The 16,856-nt window shown below is 56.7% G+C and carries 14 protein-coding genes; 10 read left to right on the top strand and 4 right to left on the bottom strand.

Annotated elements, in window-relative coordinates:
- Positions 1-5: 5 nt before the first annotated feature.
- Genes OU789_RS11960 through OU789_RS11945 form a run of 4 tightly spaced genes read left to right on the top strand, consistent with a single transcriptional unit; the run spans position 6 to position 6,749 of the window.
- The gene (locus OU789_RS11960; protein WP_274655808.1) at positions 6-1,013 is read left to right on the top strand and encodes an AAA family ATPase; all 1,008 of its coding nucleotides are present in this window, start codon (positions 6-8) and stop codon (positions 1,011-1,013) included.
- Positions 1,010-1,888: a DUF58 domain-containing protein gene (locus OU789_RS11955; protein ID WP_274655807.1), complete on the top strand. Its 879-nt coding sequence runs from the start codon at positions 1,010-1,012 to the stop codon at positions 1,886-1,888. The genes OU789_RS11960 and OU789_RS11955 overlap by 4 nt, the downstream gene beginning before the upstream one ends.
- Positions 1,888-4,671, top strand: a complete 2,784-nt coding sequence (locus OU789_RS11950) for a DUF4159 domain-containing protein (RefSeq protein WP_274655806.1) — start codon at positions 1,888-1,890, stop codon at positions 4,669-4,671. The genes OU789_RS11955 and OU789_RS11950 overlap by 1 nt, the downstream gene beginning before the upstream one ends.
- Positions 4,671-6,749 carry a hypothetical protein gene (locus tag OU789_RS11945; protein ID WP_274655805.1) on the top strand — a complete coding sequence of 693 codons (2,079 nt, stop codon included), beginning with the start codon at positions 4,671-4,673 and terminating at the stop codon, positions 6,747-6,749. Before OU789_RS11950 ends, OU789_RS11945 begins: the two co-directional genes overlap by 1 nt.
- Here the strand turns inward: OU789_RS11945 and OU789_RS11940 are convergent, their stop codons facing one another.
- Together OU789_RS11940 and OU789_RS11935 are read right to left on the bottom strand one after the other, a co-directional pair.
- Positions 6,750-7,106: a hypothetical protein gene (locus OU789_RS11940; RefSeq protein WP_274655804.1), complete on the bottom strand. Its 357-nt coding sequence runs from the start codon at positions 7,104-7,106 to the stop codon at positions 6,750-6,752. It abuts the gene before it with no gap.
- Complete coding sequence (locus OU789_RS11935) at positions 7,103-7,807, bottom strand: DUF599 domain-containing protein (RefSeq protein WP_274655803.1); 705 nt, start codon at positions 7,805-7,807, stop codon at positions 7,103-7,105. Before OU789_RS11935 ends, OU789_RS11940 begins: the two co-directional genes overlap by 4 nt.
- Positions 7,808-7,896: 89 nt before the next feature.
- Here OU789_RS11935 and OU789_RS11930 point away from each other — a divergent pair, with 89 nt between their 5' ends.
- From OU789_RS11930 to OU789_RS11910, 5 genes are all read left to right on the top strand, one after another.
- Entirely contained in the window at positions 7,897-9,330 is a 1,434-nt protein-coding gene (locus OU789_RS11930) for an FAD-linked oxidase C-terminal domain-containing protein (protein ID WP_274655802.1), read from the top strand.
- Between the two features lie 22 nt (positions 9,331-9,352).
- A complete protein-coding gene (locus OU789_RS11925) occupies positions 9,353-10,489 on the top strand; it encodes an FAD-binding protein (RefSeq protein WP_274655801.1) in 1,137 nt (378 codons plus the stop codon).
- Positions 10,490-10,492: 3 nt separating this feature from the next.
- On the top strand, positions 10,493-11,803 hold the full coding sequence (gene glcF, locus OU789_RS11920; protein ID WP_274655800.1) for a glycolate oxidase subunit GlcF: 1,311 nt from the start codon (positions 10,493-10,495) through the stop codon (positions 11,801-11,803).
- A gap of 56 nt (positions 11,804-11,859) precedes the next feature.
- Complete coding sequence (locus OU789_RS11915) at positions 11,860-12,666, top strand: trypsin-like serine peptidase (protein WP_274655799.1); 807 nt, start codon at positions 11,860-11,862, stop codon at positions 12,664-12,666.
- Positions 12,667-12,807: 141 nt separating this feature from the next.
- Positions 12,808-13,275 (top strand): Hsp20 family protein, encoded by a 468-nt coding sequence (locus OU789_RS11910; RefSeq protein WP_263952249.1) that lies wholly within the window; start codon positions 12,808-12,810, stop codon positions 13,273-13,275.
- Between the two features lie 120 nt (positions 13,276-13,395).
- Here OU789_RS11910 and OU789_RS11905 read toward each other — a convergent pair whose 3' ends face one another.
- On the bottom strand, positions 13,396-15,366 hold the full coding sequence (locus tag OU789_RS11905) for a vWA domain-containing protein (RefSeq protein WP_274655798.1): 1,971 nt from the start codon (positions 15,364-15,366) through the stop codon (positions 13,396-13,398).
- Entirely contained in the window at positions 15,363-15,902 is a 540-nt protein-coding gene (locus OU789_RS11900; RefSeq protein WP_274655797.1) for an RNA polymerase sigma factor, read from the bottom strand. The genes OU789_RS11905 and OU789_RS11900 overlap by 4 nt, the downstream gene beginning before the upstream one ends.
- A gap of 145 nt (positions 15,903-16,047) precedes the next feature.
- Between OU789_RS11900 and OU789_RS11895 the strand changes: the two genes are divergently transcribed.
- The gene (locus OU789_RS11895) at positions 16,048-16,842 is read left to right on the top strand and encodes an alpha/beta hydrolase (RefSeq protein WP_274655796.1); all 795 of its coding nucleotides are present in this window, start codon (positions 16,048-16,050) and stop codon (positions 16,840-16,842) included.
- The last annotated feature ends 14 nt before the right edge of the window (positions 16,843-16,856 follow it).

The following is a 16,856-nucleotide window of genomic DNA, read 5'->3' as shown; positions in this document are numbered from 1 at the left end:
ATTCCATGTCCGATACCGAGAATCTTGTTGCCGAAATCGAAGCCCTCTCTGCGCAGCTTGCGAAGGCAAAAGCGAGCCTGACACAGCGATTCATCGGGCAGGAGCGGGTGGTTGATCTGGCGCTTGCTGCTCTGCTCTGTGGGGGGCACGCGCTTTTGGTTGGCTTACCGGGGCTTGGGAAGACGCGCCTTGTCGAGTCGCTTTCGACGATCATGGGCCTCACGGGTAATCGAATTCAGTTCACGCCAGACTTGATGCCCGCGGATATTCTCGGTTCTGAAATACTGGATACCAATGCCGCCGGAGAACGTGCGTTCAAATTCGTACCGGGGCCGATTTTCTGTCAGCTTCTTATGGCTGACGAGATCAACCGCGCCAGCCCGCGCACTCAATCCGCATTGCTTCAGGCGATGCAGGAAAAGCAGGTTACAATCGCAGGGCAGGAGCGCGCACTTGATGCGCCCTTCCACGTTCTGGCAACGCAGAACCCGATCGAGCAGGAGGGGACATATACGCTCCCCGAAGCGCAGCTTGATCGCTTCCTTGTTCAAATCAACGTTAATTATCCAGACCGCGACACAGAGCGAGAGATCGTCCTTGCCACGACGGGCATTGAGGATGGGCAGGTAGAACAAGTGTTTACGGCTGCCGATCTTGTTGCGGCGCAAACCTTGCTGCGTCGGATGCCTGTAGGCGAGTCTGTGGTTGAATTGATCCTTAGCCTCGTGCGCTCCTGTCGTCCTGAGGATGAAACCGCGCCGGAGTTTGTGCGGGACGCAGTTGCGTGGGGGCCTGGTCCGCGCGCGGCACAGGCGTTGATGATGGTTGTTCGAGCGCAGGCCTTGCTTGAAGGGCGTCTTGCCCCGACGGCGGAGGATGTATTGCGCATGGCTGAGCCCGTGTTGCAACACCGCATGGCGCTTGGCTTTGGCGCGCGGGCGCAGGGCGTGACGCTTGAAGAAGTGATCGGGAAGGCTGCAGACGTGATAGGTGCGCAGACGCGCGCGGCATGAGTTCCGAGCCGCTCAGATTCAGGCAGCGGGCCGAAGAGCTCGCCGCCCCGCTCCCCGGCTTACTGGCCGAGGCAGAGCATCTGGCGGCGACGATCCAGATGGGCGAGCATGGCCGCCGCCGTAGCGGCGCAGGCGATGAATTTTGGCAATACCGGCCTGCAATGCCGGGCGATCCGGTGCGACTGATTGATTGGCGGCGTTCGGCGCGGTCCGACATCCATTTCGTTCGCCAACGCGAATGGCAAGCGATGCAATCGGTGCGCTTTTGGGCAGACCCCTCGCAAAGCATGAATTTCGCCAGTTCCAAAGACCTCACTACAAAGGCGCGTCGTGCGCGACTGCTTGTTATGGCGACGGCGATCTTGCTTCAGCGCGGCGGCGAACGTGTTGGCCTGCTGGGTGATGCTAACCCGCCAAGCGCAAATAAAGCCGCGCTTCTTCGTATGGCGGAAACACTGTTTGTTATGGGGTCAGAAGCGGAATACGGCGCGCCCGATGCGCCGGAGTTACAATCCAATTCGCAGCTTGTCCTTGTTTCAGATTTCCTAGGCGATCTTGCCTCGCTCGAGCTGGTGATCGAACGCGCAATGGCGCGAGGATTGCGCGGCGCGATGGTTCAGGTTCTTGATCCTATGGAGGTCGAGTTTCCCTTTGAAGGCCGAACGGTATTCCAGAGCATCGGAGGCTCTATTCGGTTCGAAACGCAAAAAGCAAATGCGCTGAAATCCCAGTATTCTGACCGTTTGAAAGAGCGACAGTTCGACCTTAAGGATTTGGCGAAACGAGCCGGCTGGCTTTTCGAAACCCACCTTACCGATACCTCTGCGGCTTCGGCGCTAATGTGGATCTACCAAGCGCTTGAAAGGGGGAGTTGATGGCTGGTCTGCTTCCCATCAGCTTTGCCTACCCTTGGCTTTTGTTGGGTTTACTGGCGCTGCCGTTGTTGATCTGGCTCTTGCGCGCGGTGCCGCCTGCTCCTGTTTTGCAACGCTTCCCGGCGGTCGGTTTGTTGCTGGGCTTAAAGGACGACGAAGCCCAATCCGACAGAACGCCATGGTGGCTGCTTGCGCTGCGAATATTTGCGTTGGCGGCGGTTATTGTTGGTTTCGCCGGCCCCGTCCTTGATCCCCAGACGCCGCCAGCGGAAGGGCGCGGTGATTTGCTGGTTGTGATGGACTCCACATGGGCGAGCGCGGCTGGTTGGAGCCGCACGCGCACGACACTAGAAGCCGAACTTGAGGCCGCAAGCCGCGCTGGGCGGCGTGTTGCTGTTCTTCAATTAACGGATGGGACCACCGAAGCGCCGCAATTCAACACAGCGGAGCATTGGCTTGCGGCTGTGCCGTCGCTTGTTCCACACCCCTATGAGGTTGGTGTCGATCAGGTTCTCCAACGGATCGAGGGGATCGAAGGCAACGAGCTAGATGTGTTCTGGATGTCGGACGGGCGGAACTGGCAAGGGCGTGAGGAGGTATTGGCCGCGCTGGAGGAGCTTGGCCCCGTGCGCGTTTATGAAACTGGCGCGCCAATATTCGCGCTTGGCCCCGCAGAATTCCAAGATCGTGCTATTACTGTTCCTGTTTTGAGGGATGTTGCCGTTTCTGCGGAGGGGCTCTCCGTTGCCGTGATCGGGCCGGACCCGAGCGGCGTTGAGCGCGTTCTTTTGCAAACACCTGTGGAATTTGATGGCGGTTCTATGGAAACCGAGGTTGTGCTTGAGCTCCCCCCCGAAATTCGCAATCGCATAACCCGTCTAACGCTAACTGGGCAAAACCACGCTGGTGCGGTCTGGCTTTCGGATGATGCGCTGAAGCGGCGCGAGGTCGCTCTTTTCTCTGCGCAATCCGAACAGGAGGCGCTCGCGGTTCTCGATCCGCTGCATTACTTGCGCCAAGCTTTGGTGCCGTCCACTGATCTGATTGATGGCGCAGTTGCCGAAACACTTCTGGCCAATCCGGATGTCGTCATTTTTGCGGATATTGCCCGACTTGCGGATGAAGACAATGCCGCGTTGATTGAGTGGGTTGAAAAGGGCGGTTTGCTTGTTCGGTTTGCGGGGCCACGCCTTGCGGCAAGTGACCTGAGCCGCGCAGAAGAAGACCCGCTGATGCCCGTTCGCTTGCGTGCAGGAGGGCGGACAGTTGGGGGCGCGATGAGTTGGGGGCAACCGCGTGAACTTGCGCCCTTTGCTGCCGAGTCGCCCTTTTTCGGGCTAGAAGTGCCTGATGATGTTGCCATAACCGCGCAGGTGATCGCAGAGCCAGACCCGACGCTTTCTGCCCGTGTTCTCGCATCGCTCAAGGATGGCACGCCACTGGTTACGCGCAAAGAGCTTGGCAACGGTCACGTCGTCTTGTTCCACGTCACCGCGAGCGCGCGTTGGTCGACTTTGCCGCTCTCGGGATTGTTTGTTCAGATGATGGAAAGGCTGGCGATTTCCAGTCAGGGGATGCCGATTGAGGAGCAGAAACTGGAAGGTACGGTCTGGACCCCGAAGCAGGTTCTTGATGGGTTCGGCCAAATCGGCTTGCCCTCTGCGGAACTTGCTGGCGTCAAAGGTGAACAATTGGCAGAGGCGCCGCTGAGTGCGGAAGTACCGCCTGGCGTTTATACCAGCGAAGACCGCCAGATCGCCCGCAATGTCGGTGTTGATACAGAGCAGCTCTTGCCGATGGATTGGCCCACGCGAATTCCCGTTGATGGCGTTGCAGTTGAACGCCCGCAGCCGTTGAAGGGCATACTTCTTGCGGCGGCGCTTGTCGCGCTTTTGGCGGATGCGCTGGCAGCGCTGATGCTTTCCGGCAAGCTTCGCCGTGAGGTGGTGCATGGCGCTTTCGCTGCCGCAGCGGTTATGCTGTTTGCCGCAGAAGATGCGCGAGCGCAGGAAGAGTTGCCCCCCCTTGACCCCAAGGCCTATGCCGCGACCCGAGAGGTTGTGATGGCCTATGTGGAAACAGGTGACACAGCAGTTGATGAAGTGTCCTATGCGGGGCTGTACGGGCTTGGTCTTGTGCTGAACCTGCGGACATCTATTGAGCCAGCGGAGCCGATTGCGATTGATCTGGAGGAGGATGAGCTTGCGTTCTATCCGATGATTTATTGGCCGATCACGCCGGAACAACCGCTCCCCACGCCCGCAGCCTACGCCAAATTGAACCGCTATATGCAGAAAGGCGGGCTTATCCTTTTTGATACGCGGGACGCGGATCGCGTGTCGTATCGCGGTACATCAGAAAATGCGCGAAAGCTGCAGCAACTGGCGCGGCAGCTTGATATTCCACCGCTTGAGCCTGTTCCTGATGATCACGTGTTGCGCCGGACATTCTATCTATTGAGTGACCTTCCCGGTCGCTACTACGGGCCGGATGTCTGGGTCGAGGCCGCCCCCGCCGATGCCGAACGCGCCGAGGGGATGCCCTTCCGCAATCTCAACGATGGTGTGACACCTGTTGTGATTGGCGGAAATGATTGGGCCGCAGCTTGGGCCATGACGGAAAACGGCAACCGTATGTTTACCGTTGGTAGAGGGCGTGGCGGCGAACGGCAGCGCGAACTGGCATTTCGGTTTGGTGTGAACCTGATGATGCATGTGCTGACGGGTAACTACAAAAGCGATCAGGTGCATGTGCCCGACCTGCTGGAAAGGCTGGGTCAGTGATGCGCGAACAGATCCTGTTTGATCCGCTTTTACCGGTTTGGCTTGTTGGTGTGCTTGCCGTTTTTGCTGGGGTTGTACTCGTGATCGCCGCGCTGCGTGGGCTTTCGGGGTGGTGGCTGCGCGGATTGGTGGCTGCAATACTGCTTGTGGCGGTTCTGAACCCGTCGATCCAGCGCGAAAACCGAGAGGCGCTTTCTGATCTGTTGCTCGTGCTCGTTGATAACTCGGCGAGCCAACGTATCTCTGATCGACCGGATCAAACCGCGGCTGCGTTTGCAGAGGTTCGTGCAAAGGCTGCGGCTTTGCCTAACACCGAAGTTAAGGTCGTAACCTTTGAGGAGGCCGAGCAAGATGGCGGTACGCCGATTTTCTCGGCACTCGTGGCTGCGCTCGCGGAACTGCCTCAATCGCGTATCGCGGGGATCATCGCCATCACTGATGGCCGCGCCCATGATATTCCGACAGAAGAAGCGTTGGCGACATTCGCTTTGCCCGCGCCATTTCAAACTGTCTTAACCGGCCGTGAAGAGGATTGGGACCGCCGCTTTTCTGTGTCCAATGCTCCGGCCTTCGGGATCATTGGCGAGCCTGTTTTGCTCACGCTCAAGGTCGAGGATCAAGGCAACATTCCTGCCGCTGTCGGTGATATGGCGGAGCTCATCGTGTCAATCGACGGTGGCGCGCCCGAAAGTTATCAGGTGCCTGTGGGCGAGGAGCTTGAGGTACCCCTGGTTTTGAATCACGCGGGGATGAACGTAGTGCAGTTCGAAGTGCCCACCGCCGAGGGTGAGTTAACAGACCGAAACAACAGCGCCGTCCTTCAGATTAACGGCGTGCGTGATCGGCTCCGTGTGTTGCTTGTTTCTGGTGAACCGCATCCGGGCGAACGCACATGGCGCAACCTTTTGAAATCTGACAGCTCGGTGGACCTTGTCCATTTCACCATCCTGCGCCCCCCAAATAAGCAAGACGGCGTTCCCGTAAGCGAGCTTTCTCTGATCGCGTTCCCAACGCGGGAATTGTTCCTTGAAAAGATCGATGATTTCGATCTCATCATTTTTGATCGCTACAAGCGGCGGGGTATTTTGCCGTCTGTTTATCTTGATAACGTGCGCGATTATGCCTTGCGCGGTGGTGCGGTTCTTGTGGCGGCTGGACCTGATTTTGCGTCTGTGGACAGCCTGTTTTACTCGTCGCTGTCAGAAGTCCTTCCCGGAGCGCCGACGTCCCGCTTGATCGAGGAAGAGTTCCTGCCGCGCGTGAGTGAACTCGGGCAGATGCACCCCGTCACCGAAGGGCTTCAAGCTGGCGAAACGCCTGATTGGGGACGCTGGCTTCGTATGGTTGAGGTCGCTCCATTTGGTGGGCAAACGATCCTTACGGGCGCAAATGACGCGCCGCTTCTGATGCTTGATCGGGTAGGCGAGGGGCGCATTGCGCTCCTTGCAAGCGATCACGCGTGGCTCTGGCATCGTGGCTTTGACGGGGGTGGACCGCAGTTGGAATTGCTGCGCCGCCTTGCCCATTGGATGATGAAAGAGCCAGAGCTTGAGGAGGAGGGGCTTTGGGCCACAGCAATCGGCCAAGAGATGACAATCACGCGCCGCACGCTTGAGCCAGACGCGGCTGAAACTCTCCCGCCAGTAACTCTAACAACGCCGAGTGGAGAGGAAATTGCGCTTTCCCTTTCTCAAGCCCGACCAGGGCGGTTCGAGGCGCGGTATTCAAGCGATGAGTTGGGCCTTTATCGCCTGACCCAAGGCGAGCATTCCGCCGTTGTCGCCCTAGGGCCTACAGCGCCACGCGAATTCATCGAGACCGTGGCGTCCGCCGAAGCGCTCGAGCCGCTCTCATCGCAAAATCGCGGCGGCAGTTTCCGAGCAGAAGAGGGTGTGCCGGATTTCAGGTTCGTTCGAGAGGGAAGACCTGCAGCAGGGACGAACTGGGCGGGCTTTTGGCAGCGCGAGGCTTTCTTGACCACAGATATTACAGTTCACCCGTTTGCGCCCGCGTGGCTTGTGTTGTTGCTTGCCTCCGCACTCACCCTATGGGGCTGGTTGCGCGAAGGGCGGCGTTAATTACGGGCTAAGCTTCACGGCAAATGGCGGGCTTGTCTCTCCATCCTGCGAGCAGTTGGCAAAAATATAAACCGTTTCGATATCCTCGGGAATGACGACACCAGAGACCGAGCGGGTAAAGGGCTGTTCGGTTTCATGCGGATGGGCCAGCGGGCGGGCGCCAAGCTCTGTGCCATCTTCGGTCCGAACAACCCAGCCATCAACGTAATGATCCCAGCCTGTATCTGGATGTAGGATAGTCACGTCAAAACGCCAGCCGTTTGTACCTTTTTGGGCAACGACCTCGGTGATCTCGATTGGATCGGCCATCACGGGGGAAGCCAGCGTTGCAAGCAAAAGTCCAAGTAAGCGCTTCATTTCCGAACCTCCTTGTCCAACAGAACAACACGCGAATGAGAAGCAAATTCGCGCCGCCAAAGGACAAGGCTGGTAAATACAGTTGCCGCAATGAGCGGTATCGCACCGAGCATCCATCCAAGGGCCGCAAGCGCGAAATATACGCTCCGCAAACCGCGATTATAGCTGCGTGCGGCGGTAATGTTAATCTCTGCGGATTGTTGGGCGCGATGCAATGCAAGCGGGTTATCCTCGTCATTTGGCGCAGCAGCCATCACAACGGCTGCGTAGCCGAACAAACGGTGCGACCAGACGAATTTGAGAAACCCACTGGCCAGCAACAGCAAAATCAACAGGATCTTCACCTCCCAAACAAGCGCTGGCGCACTTTCAAGCGACAGGTCCTGCGCAAGGCCGCGCAATTGTTCCTGATTGCCAATGAGTGCGAGCCCACCGCCGATCCCGATCATACAGGCAGACGCAAAGAAGGTTGTCCCAAGACGAAGTGTGGAAAGGATTGTTGCGTCGAAAATGCGGGGCTGCCGCGTGACGTATTGCACCATCCATTCGCGACGGTAATTCGCCATGAGGCTGGATACAGAGGGCTTCGAGCGCGGCGGATTCTCGATATGCCAGCCGATTGCGACCCAGCTAACGAGAAAAAACAACACCGCAAAGGCGTCTAGAAGGTCAAAATATTCAAGTCTGACAAGTAGTTCCATGAGAGCGAGCATAACGGCGGGGATTGTGGCTTGCTAGTCTGAAAAATTGGTTATATTTTCTTACCAATCCAGCGGAGGAGCCAGATTCCATGCAAATGCCCCAGCCAAATCAGGACGTCCTAGGGCGAAAATCCCGCATCGTGGCACTCCTTGCCGAGGCGCTGCCAGAAGGTGCAGTCATTCATGACGAGAACGAAACGCGTGCCTATGAATGCGATGCGCTGACGGCATATAAGTGCCCTCCTATGTGCGTAGCGCTGCCCACTTGCACCGAAGAGGTGGCGGCAGTCCTTAGGATTTGCTCGGAAAACAATGTGCCTGTTGTGCCGCGGGGTGCCGGAACTTCGCTTGCAGGCGGAGCGCTTCCAACGGCCGACTGCGTGATCCTTGGCGTGGCACGCATGAACGAGGTGCTTGAAACTGATTACGACAACCGCTTCATCCGCGTTCAAACGGGTCGCACGAACCTGAGTGTTTCTGGCGCCGTGGAGGAGAACGGATTTTTCTTTGCCCCTGACCCGAGCAGCCAGCTTGCCTGCGCCATTGCGGGTAATATCGCGATGAATTCGGGTGGCGCGCATTGCCTCAAATACGGCGTCACGACGAATAATCTTTTGGGGGTGAAGCTCGTGACCATGGAGGGCGAAATCGTTGAGATCGGTGGCGCGCATATGGATGCGGCGGGTCTTGATCTCCTCGGCCTGATCTGTGGTAGCGAGGGGCAGCTTGGCGTGGTCACAGAGGCAACATTGCGGATTTTGCACAAGCCCGAGGGTGCGCGCCCCGTGTTGATTGGTTTTGACAGCAACGAAGTCGCTGGTGCTTGTGTGAGTGACATTATTCAGACGGGTATCTTGCCCGTTGCGATTGAGTTCATGGACCGCCCTTGTATCCGCGCTGTCGAGAAATTCGCAAAAGCGGGCTATCCTGATTGCGAGGCGCTTCTGATTGTCGAGGTTGAGGGGAGCGACGCCGAAATTGATCATCAGCTTGGCCTAATCAAAGACATTGCCTCGGCGCATAATCCGGTAGAATTCCGTGAGAGCGGCTCTGCCGAAGAAAGCGCTGCGATCTGGCTTGGGCGGAAATCGGCGTTCGGCGCGATGGGGCAGATCAACGACTACATGTGCCTAGACGGGACAATCCCTGTGTCGGAATTGCCGCTTGTGTTGGGCCGTATTCGCGAGCTTTCCCAAGGCTACGGGCTTGAGGTTGCCAATGTGTTTCACGCAGGCGACGGCAATATGCACCCGCTGATCCTGTTCAACGCAAACAAGGATGGCGACCTTGAAAAATGCGAAGCATTAGGGGCAGACATCTTGCGCTTATGCGTTGAGGTTGGTGGCTGTTTGACGGGTGAGCACGGCGTTGGCGTTGAAAAGCGTGATTTGATGACGAGCCAATATACTGCCGATGATCTTGAGGCGCAGCTTCTGGTGAAGGATGTGTTTGACCCGAAGTGGCTGCTGAATGCGGCCAAAGTCTTCCCTCTCGACGTAACGCAATCGCGCCGCTCTGCTTGATTATTCAAGGATACATTCAAGAATGACCGATATTTTAAAACCAGAGAGCGAAGCTGCGCTGGCCGAAGTTATTGCAAGTGCGGAAACGCCGTTGTGCGTCACGGGCGGCGGAACGCGTGGGATTACATCGGGGCTAACAGGGCAGCAATTGTCGACCTCTGGCTTGAGCGGTGTCACGCTTTATGAACCTGGCGCGCTTACACTTGTGGCGCGAGCCGGAACCTCTGTTGCCGAGATTGAGGCGCTTTTGGCCGAGAAAAAACAACGACTTGCGTTCGAACCGATGGACCATCGCGGATTGATGGGTACGACAGGGGAGCCGACGATAGGCGGGATTGTCGCGGCTAACGTTTCTGGTCCGCGCCGCGTTGCGGTTGGGGCGTGCCGTGATCATTTGCTTGGCGTGCGCTTTGTTGATGGCGGCGGGAAGGTCATCAAAAACGGTGGTCGCGTGATGAAGAATGTCACGGGCTATGATCTCGTGAAGCTGATGGCGGGAAGTTTCGGAACGCTCGGTGTTTTGACTGAAGTTTCGCTCAAGGTTCTGCCCGAAGTGGAGGCGCGCGCTGTTCTTCTTATCAACGGCTTATCTGTTGCAGACGCGGTTGCGGCCATGTCGCGCGCGCTTGGCTCGCCTTACGAGGTAAGCGGTGCGGCGCATACGCCTTCGGGGCTGGACGGACATCCGGTAACGATGCTGCGCGTGGAGGGATTTGCCGAGTCCGTGGCCTATCGCGCAAAGGCGTTGCAAAAGCTTCTTGCGGAGTTCGGTGAAAGTCAGATTGAAGACGACCCCGCGCGCACAAAGGCCGGTTGGAACTGGGTCCGAAATGTAGAGGCATTTCACGGCAGTCAGGGCGATGTCTGGAGGGTGTCGTGTAAGCCAAGTGATGCGCCGCGGCTGGCTAAGGAGGCTGGCGGCGAGGCGTTGCTGGATTGGGGCGGAGGGCTACTTTGGGTGCAGCTGCCAGAAGGAACAGACTTGCGCGCGCGGCTTTCTCCGTATGACGGGCACGCGACTCTTGTGCGTGCGAGTGCCAAAACGCGCGACGCGCTCTCTGTTTTTGAGCCGCAAAACGAAATTCTTACCCGTATGGCGCAAGGCCTGCGGGACCGGTTTGACCCGAAACAGATATTTAACACAGGCCTGATGGGGTAATCTATGCAAACGAATTTCAGCCCCGAACAACTTAAAGACCCCGCGATTGAACGGGCCAACGAGATTTTGCGGGCCTGCGTCCATTGCGGGTTTTGTACCGCCACTTGCCCGACCTATCAGGTGTTGGGCGATGAGTTGGATTCTCCGCGCGGGCGAATTTATCTTATCAAGGATATGCTCGAAAGCGGTCGACCAGCGGATGCGAAGACGGTGAAGCATATTGATCGCTGCTTAAGTTGCCTTGCCTGCATGACGACCTGTCCCTCGGGCGTGCATTATATGCACCTTGTCGATCAAGCGCGCGCCTATATTGAACAAACCTACAAGCGCCCATTCATGGATCGCGCCTTGCGGTGGATGTTGGCACAGATATTGCCCTATCCAACGCGGTTCCGGTTGGCGTTGCTAGGAGCCAAAATCGGACGACCTTTCGCGTTCTTAATGCCCGATGCGCGGCTCAAGGCGATGCTAAAGATGGCGCCCAAGAAGATTCCCCCTGTTTCGCGCAATGATGATGAACAGGTCTTTCCGGCGATTGGCGTGCGCAAAAAACGTGTGGCGCTGATGACGGGCTGTGCGCAAAAGGCGCTGAACACGGATATCAACGATGCAACAATCCGACTTCTGCGGCGGTTAGGCTGTGATGTTGTGATTGCCAAAGGTATGGGATGCTGTGGCGCGCTCACGCACCATATGGGGCAAGAAGACAAGAGCCACGCGGCAGCAGCCAATAACATCCGCGCTTGGATGGCCGAGGTAAATGGTGAGGGGCTCGATGCGGTTGTGATCAATACCTCTGGCTGTGGCACAACGGTCAAAGATTACGGCCATATGTTCCGCAACGATCCGCTTGCAACAGATGCGGCGAAGGTCTCGGAATTGGCGATGGACGTGAGTGAGCTGTTGATGACGCTCGACCTTCCCCAACAACAAGAACAGGGATTACGCGTTGCCTATCATTCGGCCTGTTCGCTTCAACACGGTCAGCAAGTTAAGACACACCCGAAAACCCTGTTGAAAAATGCGGGGTATGAAGTTGTCGAGCCTGCTGATCCACACCTGTGTTGCGGCTCTGCTGGGACTTACAACCTGATGCAGCCTGAAATTTCCGGCGAACTCAAGAAGCGGAAAGTGGCAACACTCGCGGCGAAAAAGCCTGACGTTATTGCCGCAGGGAACATCGGTTGTATGATGCAAATCGGTGATGCGGCAGGTGCGCCGATTGTTCATACGGTGGAGTTGCTGGATTGGGCCACAGGCGGGCCAAAACCCCCATCTTTGAGCGAAGGACCAAAACCGCCATCATTGAGGTAGGCTTGGTCATATTCCTGCCTTAACTCGCCACTAGACCACTATTAATTGGAGGTCAAATGCGTCGGTTGTTGGTGATTTTGTTCTTGGTATTCGGGTTTGCGCCTGCGCAGGCCAATGAACTTGTGAGCCTTCAAACTGGTGATGACGGGCGTGGTTGGGAAGCCGTTGGGCGGCTCAACATCAACAAAACGGCTATGTGTACCGGAACGCTGATTGCGCCAGACCTTGTTCTTACGGCAGCGCATTGCCTGTTTGATAAGGTGACCCGCCAGCCGATTGATCCGCGCACCATCGAGTTCCTCGCGGGGTGGCGCAATGGTCGGGCGTCTGCGTATCGTTGGGTTGCACATGCGGTGAAGCACCCGGATTACAAATATGTTTCCAAGAACCCAGCCATCCGCGTGCGGAATGATGTGGCGCTGCTTCGGCTTTCGCAGCCGATCCGAAATCAGAATATCGTGCCGTTTACCACTTCGGTTCACCCAAAGAAGGGTGCGGCGGTTGATGTGGTTTCTTATGCGCATGACCGTGCCGACAGCCCAAGCCTTCAGCGGGAATGCCATGTGCTTGCATTGCGGCTTGAAACGCTTGTTTTGTCCTGTGACGTTGATTTCGGAGCGTCCGGCGCGCCAATCTTTAGCTATGTGAACGGTGTGCCGGAAATTGTTTCGGTCGTGTCTGCGCGCGCGGAAGCGGGCGGGCGTCAGGTTGCGCTTGGGACATCGCTCGAAAAACCGCTTGATGTGCTGATGGAAGAGATGGCCGCTGCGCCAAGTGTTTTTAAACGCGGCGCGCCGATCATGCGCAATGGGGTTCGCGAGGGCTTCAAGCAATCAACTGGCGCGAAATTTGTGCGGCCCTAGTCGAAAAACTGCGTTTACACCCCCTTGAAACGCAGAAATCCATTTCCCAAATTGAGTGTACCGGAGTGCCGAAGTCGGGCTCTGTAACCGCCTGTCCCATGAGGGAAGGCCTTAACGTTGTTGCTCAATAGGAGAATGACCATGAGAAACTTTGACCTTACACCGCTTTATCGCGCAACTGTTGGCTTTGACCAAATCGCTGATCTTATGGATCGCGTCAGCACAACAGACCAGACGCGCCAAAGCTACCCCCCATACAATATCGAGAAAACCGCTGATGACGCGTGGCGTGTGTCGATCGCTGTTGCAGGATTTTCATCGGAGGAGCTGACTGTAGAGCTTCGTGCCAACGAGCTTGTCGTGACAGCCAAGAAAGAAGCCGATGATTCCGAAGTGAAATACCTGCACCGTGGTATCGCAACCCGCGCATTTGAGCGGCGTTTCCAATTGGCAGAGCATGTGCATGTCACTGCGGCCAACCATGAGAACGGTATGCTGTCGATCGACCTGAAGCGTGAAGTCCCTGAAGCGCTTAAACCGCGTCGCATTGAAATTGCGAGTTCTGGTGTGAAAGAGTCACCCAAGATCGAAGCAAAACCGGTGAACTAATACGCTGCGGCGTTTGAGAACTTGTAACGAGTAAGGCCGCCGCCGTCTGTCTCGGACGTGTGAAAGCCAGAGTTGATGTGAAAGCCCGCCGGAAGCCAAGTGCCTCCGGCGGGTATTTTGTTATTTGCCTTGCAGAGATTTGGCGAGACGCATGAGGGTTACGGCTTCGGCGCGGTAGCCAAACTCGTCCTGACCCTTGGCGCCATTGGCCAGCGCAATCGCCTCGTCCCAGCCCCAATCACCAAGATAGGTATCATCGCGAAGAAGCTGGCCGAAACCTGCGATCGCGGCGGAGAAACGGACGTCATCATTTCCGTTAACCTCGTTGCGGTTGATCGGAGTTTCCAGCAATTCGCTTGTCGTCTCGCCAGGGAGTTTGAAGCGCAATTTGAGGAAACCCATTTCATCGCTCGGCGCGAATTCGGCGGCGCTTTCGTCGCTATACCGAAGCGTATCAACCTTTACCGCGGGTGAGCCAACAGGTGTGATTTCATAGATCGCGGTCACAGAATGGCCTGCGCCGATGTCTCCGGCATCTACTTTGTCGTTGTTGAAATCTTCGCGGTTGAGGATGCGGGTCTCATATCCGATCAGGCGGTATTCCGCGACTGTTGCGGGGTTGAATTCCACCTGAATTTTCACATCATTCGCAATAGGGTAAAGCGCGCCAGTAAGTTGATCGACGAGCGATTTCTGTGCTTCTGCGAGTGTGTCGATGTAAGCGGCCTGTCCGTTGCCATGTTGGGCGAGGGCTTGCATCGTGGCATCATTCAGATTGCCGCGCCCGAAGCCAAGTACCGACAGGTAAGTGCCAGAGTCGCGTTTTGTTTTGATGAAGCTTTCAAGTGCATCTGGATCGCTGATGCCCACGTTGAAATCCCCATCAGTGGCCAGCAAGACCCGCGAAACTTCGCCATCTTTTTGCATTGTCTCGGCAATTGCATAGGCCTGTTCCAAACCAGCCTCACCGGCGGTGCCGCCAGCAGATTCAAGTTGGTCTAGCGCGGCGAGAATTTTGGAAGACTCACTTGCAGCGGTTGGCGCAAGAACTTCGCCCGCGCTTCCCGCATAGGCAACGATTGCAACCTGATCTTCTGGCCGCAATTGACCGAGCATGAGGCGGAAGCTCTGTTTCAAGAGTGGGAGTTTATCCGGCTGGTTCATTGAGCCAGAGGTGTCCACAAGGAAAACAAGGTTGAGTGGTGGGCGGTTTTCGACCACAGGCATTTCGCCTTGGATTCCGATATGCACAAGGCTCGTATCTGGGTTCCACGGCGTTTCGATCATTGTAACTGTTTGCTGAAACGGCATGTCGCCAGCGGGTGCTGGGTAGTCATAGGGGAAATAGTTGATCATTTCCTCTATACGCACCGCCTCTGGATCAGGGAGATAGCCGTTGGTGAGCGAGGAACGGATAATCGAATAAGACGCTGTATCAACATCGATCGAAAACGTTGAAACTGGCTCTTCGCGTGTCACCTTGAGCGGGTTTGGCGCTTCGTTCGCGTATGTTTCGTCGTCAGCGTCAAATTCCGGCATCGGGCGCGAAATGTTGTGGTCTTCGAAGTTCGCAATCGGATGGATAGGGCGAATTTGACCATTTGCGCCGCCGGTTGCCATCATGCGGTCAGCAGCGACCGAGGCCCGTGGCGCGGGTTGAACTTGCTCGAGAATTTCAAGCTGCCCTTCTTTTGGCGCTTTGAGGTACTGCAAAGTTGGCTCGCTCTCGGCCGCCATTTCTTCGGTTGCGATTGCGGTGGAAACATCTGCGGGGGCCTTCGCTTTTTTGGGTAAGAAACCGTCCGAGCCGCCTTGGGGCAACAGTACGAAAACCACCAGTCCGAGGGTTGCTACAGATGTGGTTGCGGCCAACGCGCCGCGTGTGGTGAGGGAATTCAGCAATGCTCTTACTCCTGTGTTTAACCAGCCCCTCTTGGGCTTGGTCTCAGAAGTAGGACGCACGCCATCGCGCGATCCTTGGAGATCGGCAAAGTTTTTTTCCGCCAGCGCTATATTCTCGTGCTTTTTCTCCGCGTCAGGGGCGGGTGTGTCTTGCAAGAGTGCCTTTAGGGCCTTGAGATCATCGCTCATGGATAGCCCTCCTTTTGGTGGTATGCGCGCAGGTGTTTCTTCACTTCAGACATCCGCCACGCGATTGTGCCTTCGGAAACGGATAGAATTTCGCCAGCCTGCGCCTGTGTCAGTTCTTCGCCGAGGATAAGGATCACTGTATCACGAAGCTCTACTGGCAATTTGGAGATCGCCGTTGCGAGCCAATCTGATTGTTGTGCGGCTTCTTCGTTTTCTGCCACGCGGTTCAGTTCCCAATCGCCCCAGTTGTTCGCGGCGCGGGCATGGGTGGCGCGGCGCCGGCGTCGATCATGTGATGCGTTGATGGCCACACGATAGAGCCAAGTTGTGAACTTTGCGTCGCCTCGGAAGTTCGCGAGCTTGGCGGGAAGCGCCGCGCAAATGTCCTGCGTCAGGTCTTCGGCTTCGGTTGTGTTGCCGGCAAGGCGGCAGCACAGACCAAAAAGCCTGTCGTAGTGCCGTCGAAGCAGCAAGCCAAATGCCTCGCCGTCTCCGTTCGCAGCGGCGAGCGCAAGTGTTTCGTCATCGGTTTCCATCAACATCACATAAAGTATGACGCGCGCCGTGGGTCAATCCTTGGTATCGCGTGAAAAAAATCTACAGAGCGTATCGCGCGCGGAATTGCTTGCATCCCGCCGCGCCCACACGCAGAGTTAGATCGCTAGAAAACGGGAGCCTTTCATGGACACAAGCGACGCCTATGCCAACGCGAAATATATTGAGAATGCCGCGTCTTATCCGCCCAAATGGGAGGCGCAGGCAGCGACATTTCGCGAGGAGTTGAGCAAAGCAGGGCGCGCTGAAATTGGTGTTCGCTATGGTGATCATCCGCGCGCGCAGCTTGATCTATTCTGGCCGGAAGGAGAGGCGAAGGGGCTGTTTGTCTTTGTGCATGGTGGGTATTGGCGGGCGTTTGACCGCTCCACATGGTCACATTTTGCAAGGGGCGCATTGGCCGAGGGCTGGGCCGTTGCGATGCCTGGCTATCCTTTGGCACCAGAGGTCACGATTTCCGACATCACTGCGAACATTAAAGTTGCGATCGAGAAGGCAGCTACGATGATTGATGGCCCGATTGTTCTGGCGGGTCATTCTGCGGGCGGCCACCTTGTGGCGCGGATGTTGTGCGATGATGGTGTGAGCGAAGAGGTGGCCAAGCGGATTACAAATGTTGTGCCCATATCGCCATTGTCGGATTTAAGGCCGCTGATGAAAGCGGACCTGAATGATGACCTACACCTGACAGAAGCAGAGGCCGCAAGTGAAAGCCCAATACTGCGCAATAAATCTCATCCTGCCCCCGTGACTGTGTGGGTTGGCGCGGAAGAGCGCCCGGCGTTTCTTGATCAGGCGCGTTGGCTTTCGGAGGCTTGGCCTGACACGGTTTGCGAAATTGAGGAGGGCAAGCACCATTTCGATGTGATCGACGGGCTCTTGGACGCGCGGCATCCCCTTTTGCGCGCGATTTTAGCCTAGCGGCTTGCTAGAAA

This window comes from Halocynthiibacter sp. C4, from assembly GCF_028823805.1.
GTDB lineage: Bacteria > Pseudomonadota > Alphaproteobacteria > Rhodobacterales > Rhodobacteraceae > Falsihalocynthiibacter > Falsihalocynthiibacter halioticoli.
The sequence above is the reverse complement of the archived record's forward strand: the minus strand, read 5'-3'. Positions and strand labels throughout refer to the sequence as shown.

Bases quoted from the DNA above. Each gene is read 5' to 3' on its own strand.
- OU789_RS11910 (WP_263952249.1), top strand. From the start codon at position 12,808: ATGAGAAACTTTGACCTTACACCGCTTTATCGCGCAACTGTTGGCTTT.
- OU789_RS11945 (WP_274655805.1), top strand. From the start codon at position 4,671: ATGCGCGAACAGATCCTGTTTGATCCGCTTTTACCGGTTTGGCTTGTT.
- OU789_RS11955 (WP_274655807.1), top strand. From the start codon at position 1,010: ATGAGTTCCGAGCCGCTCAGATTCAGGCAGCGGGCCGAAGAGCTCGCC.
- OU789_RS11925 (WP_274655801.1), top strand. From the start codon at position 9,353: ATGACCGATATTTTAAAACCAGAGAGCGAAGCTGCGCTGGCCGAAGTT.
- glcF (WP_274655800.1), top strand. From the start codon at position 10,493: ATGCAAACGAATTTCAGCCCCGAACAACTTAAAGACCCCGCGATTGAA.
- OU789_RS11935 (WP_274655803.1), bottom strand. From the start codon at position 7,807: ATGGAACTACTTGTCAGACTTGAATATTTTGACCTTCTAGACGCCTTT.
- OU789_RS11950 (WP_274655806.1), top strand. From the start codon at position 1,888: ATGGCTGGTCTGCTTCCCATCAGCTTTGCCTACCCTTGGCTTTTGTTG.
- OU789_RS11895 (WP_274655796.1), top strand. From the start codon at position 16,048: ATGGACACAAGCGACGCCTATGCCAACGCGAAATATATTGAGAATGCC.
- OU789_RS11905 (WP_274655798.1), bottom strand. From the start codon at position 15,366: ATGAGCGATGATCTCAAGGCCCTAAAGGCACTCTTGCAAGACACACCC.
- OU789_RS11930 (WP_274655802.1), top strand. From the start codon at position 7,897: ATGCAAATGCCCCAGCCAAATCAGGACGTCCTAGGGCGAAAATCCCGC.
- OU789_RS11915 (WP_274655799.1), top strand. From the start codon at position 11,860: ATGCGTCGGTTGTTGGTGATTTTGTTCTTGGTATTCGGGTTTGCGCCT.
- OU789_RS11960 (WP_274655808.1), top strand. From the start codon at position 6: ATGTCCGATACCGAGAATCTTGTTGCCGAAATCGAAGCCCTCTCTGCG.
- OU789_RS11900 (WP_274655797.1), bottom strand. From the start codon at position 15,902: ATGGAAACCGATGACGAAACACTTGCGCTCGCCGCTGCGAACGGAGAC.
- OU789_RS11940 (WP_274655804.1), bottom strand. From the start codon at position 7,106: ATGAAGCGCTTACTTGGACTTTTGCTTGCAACGCTGGCTTCCCCCGTG.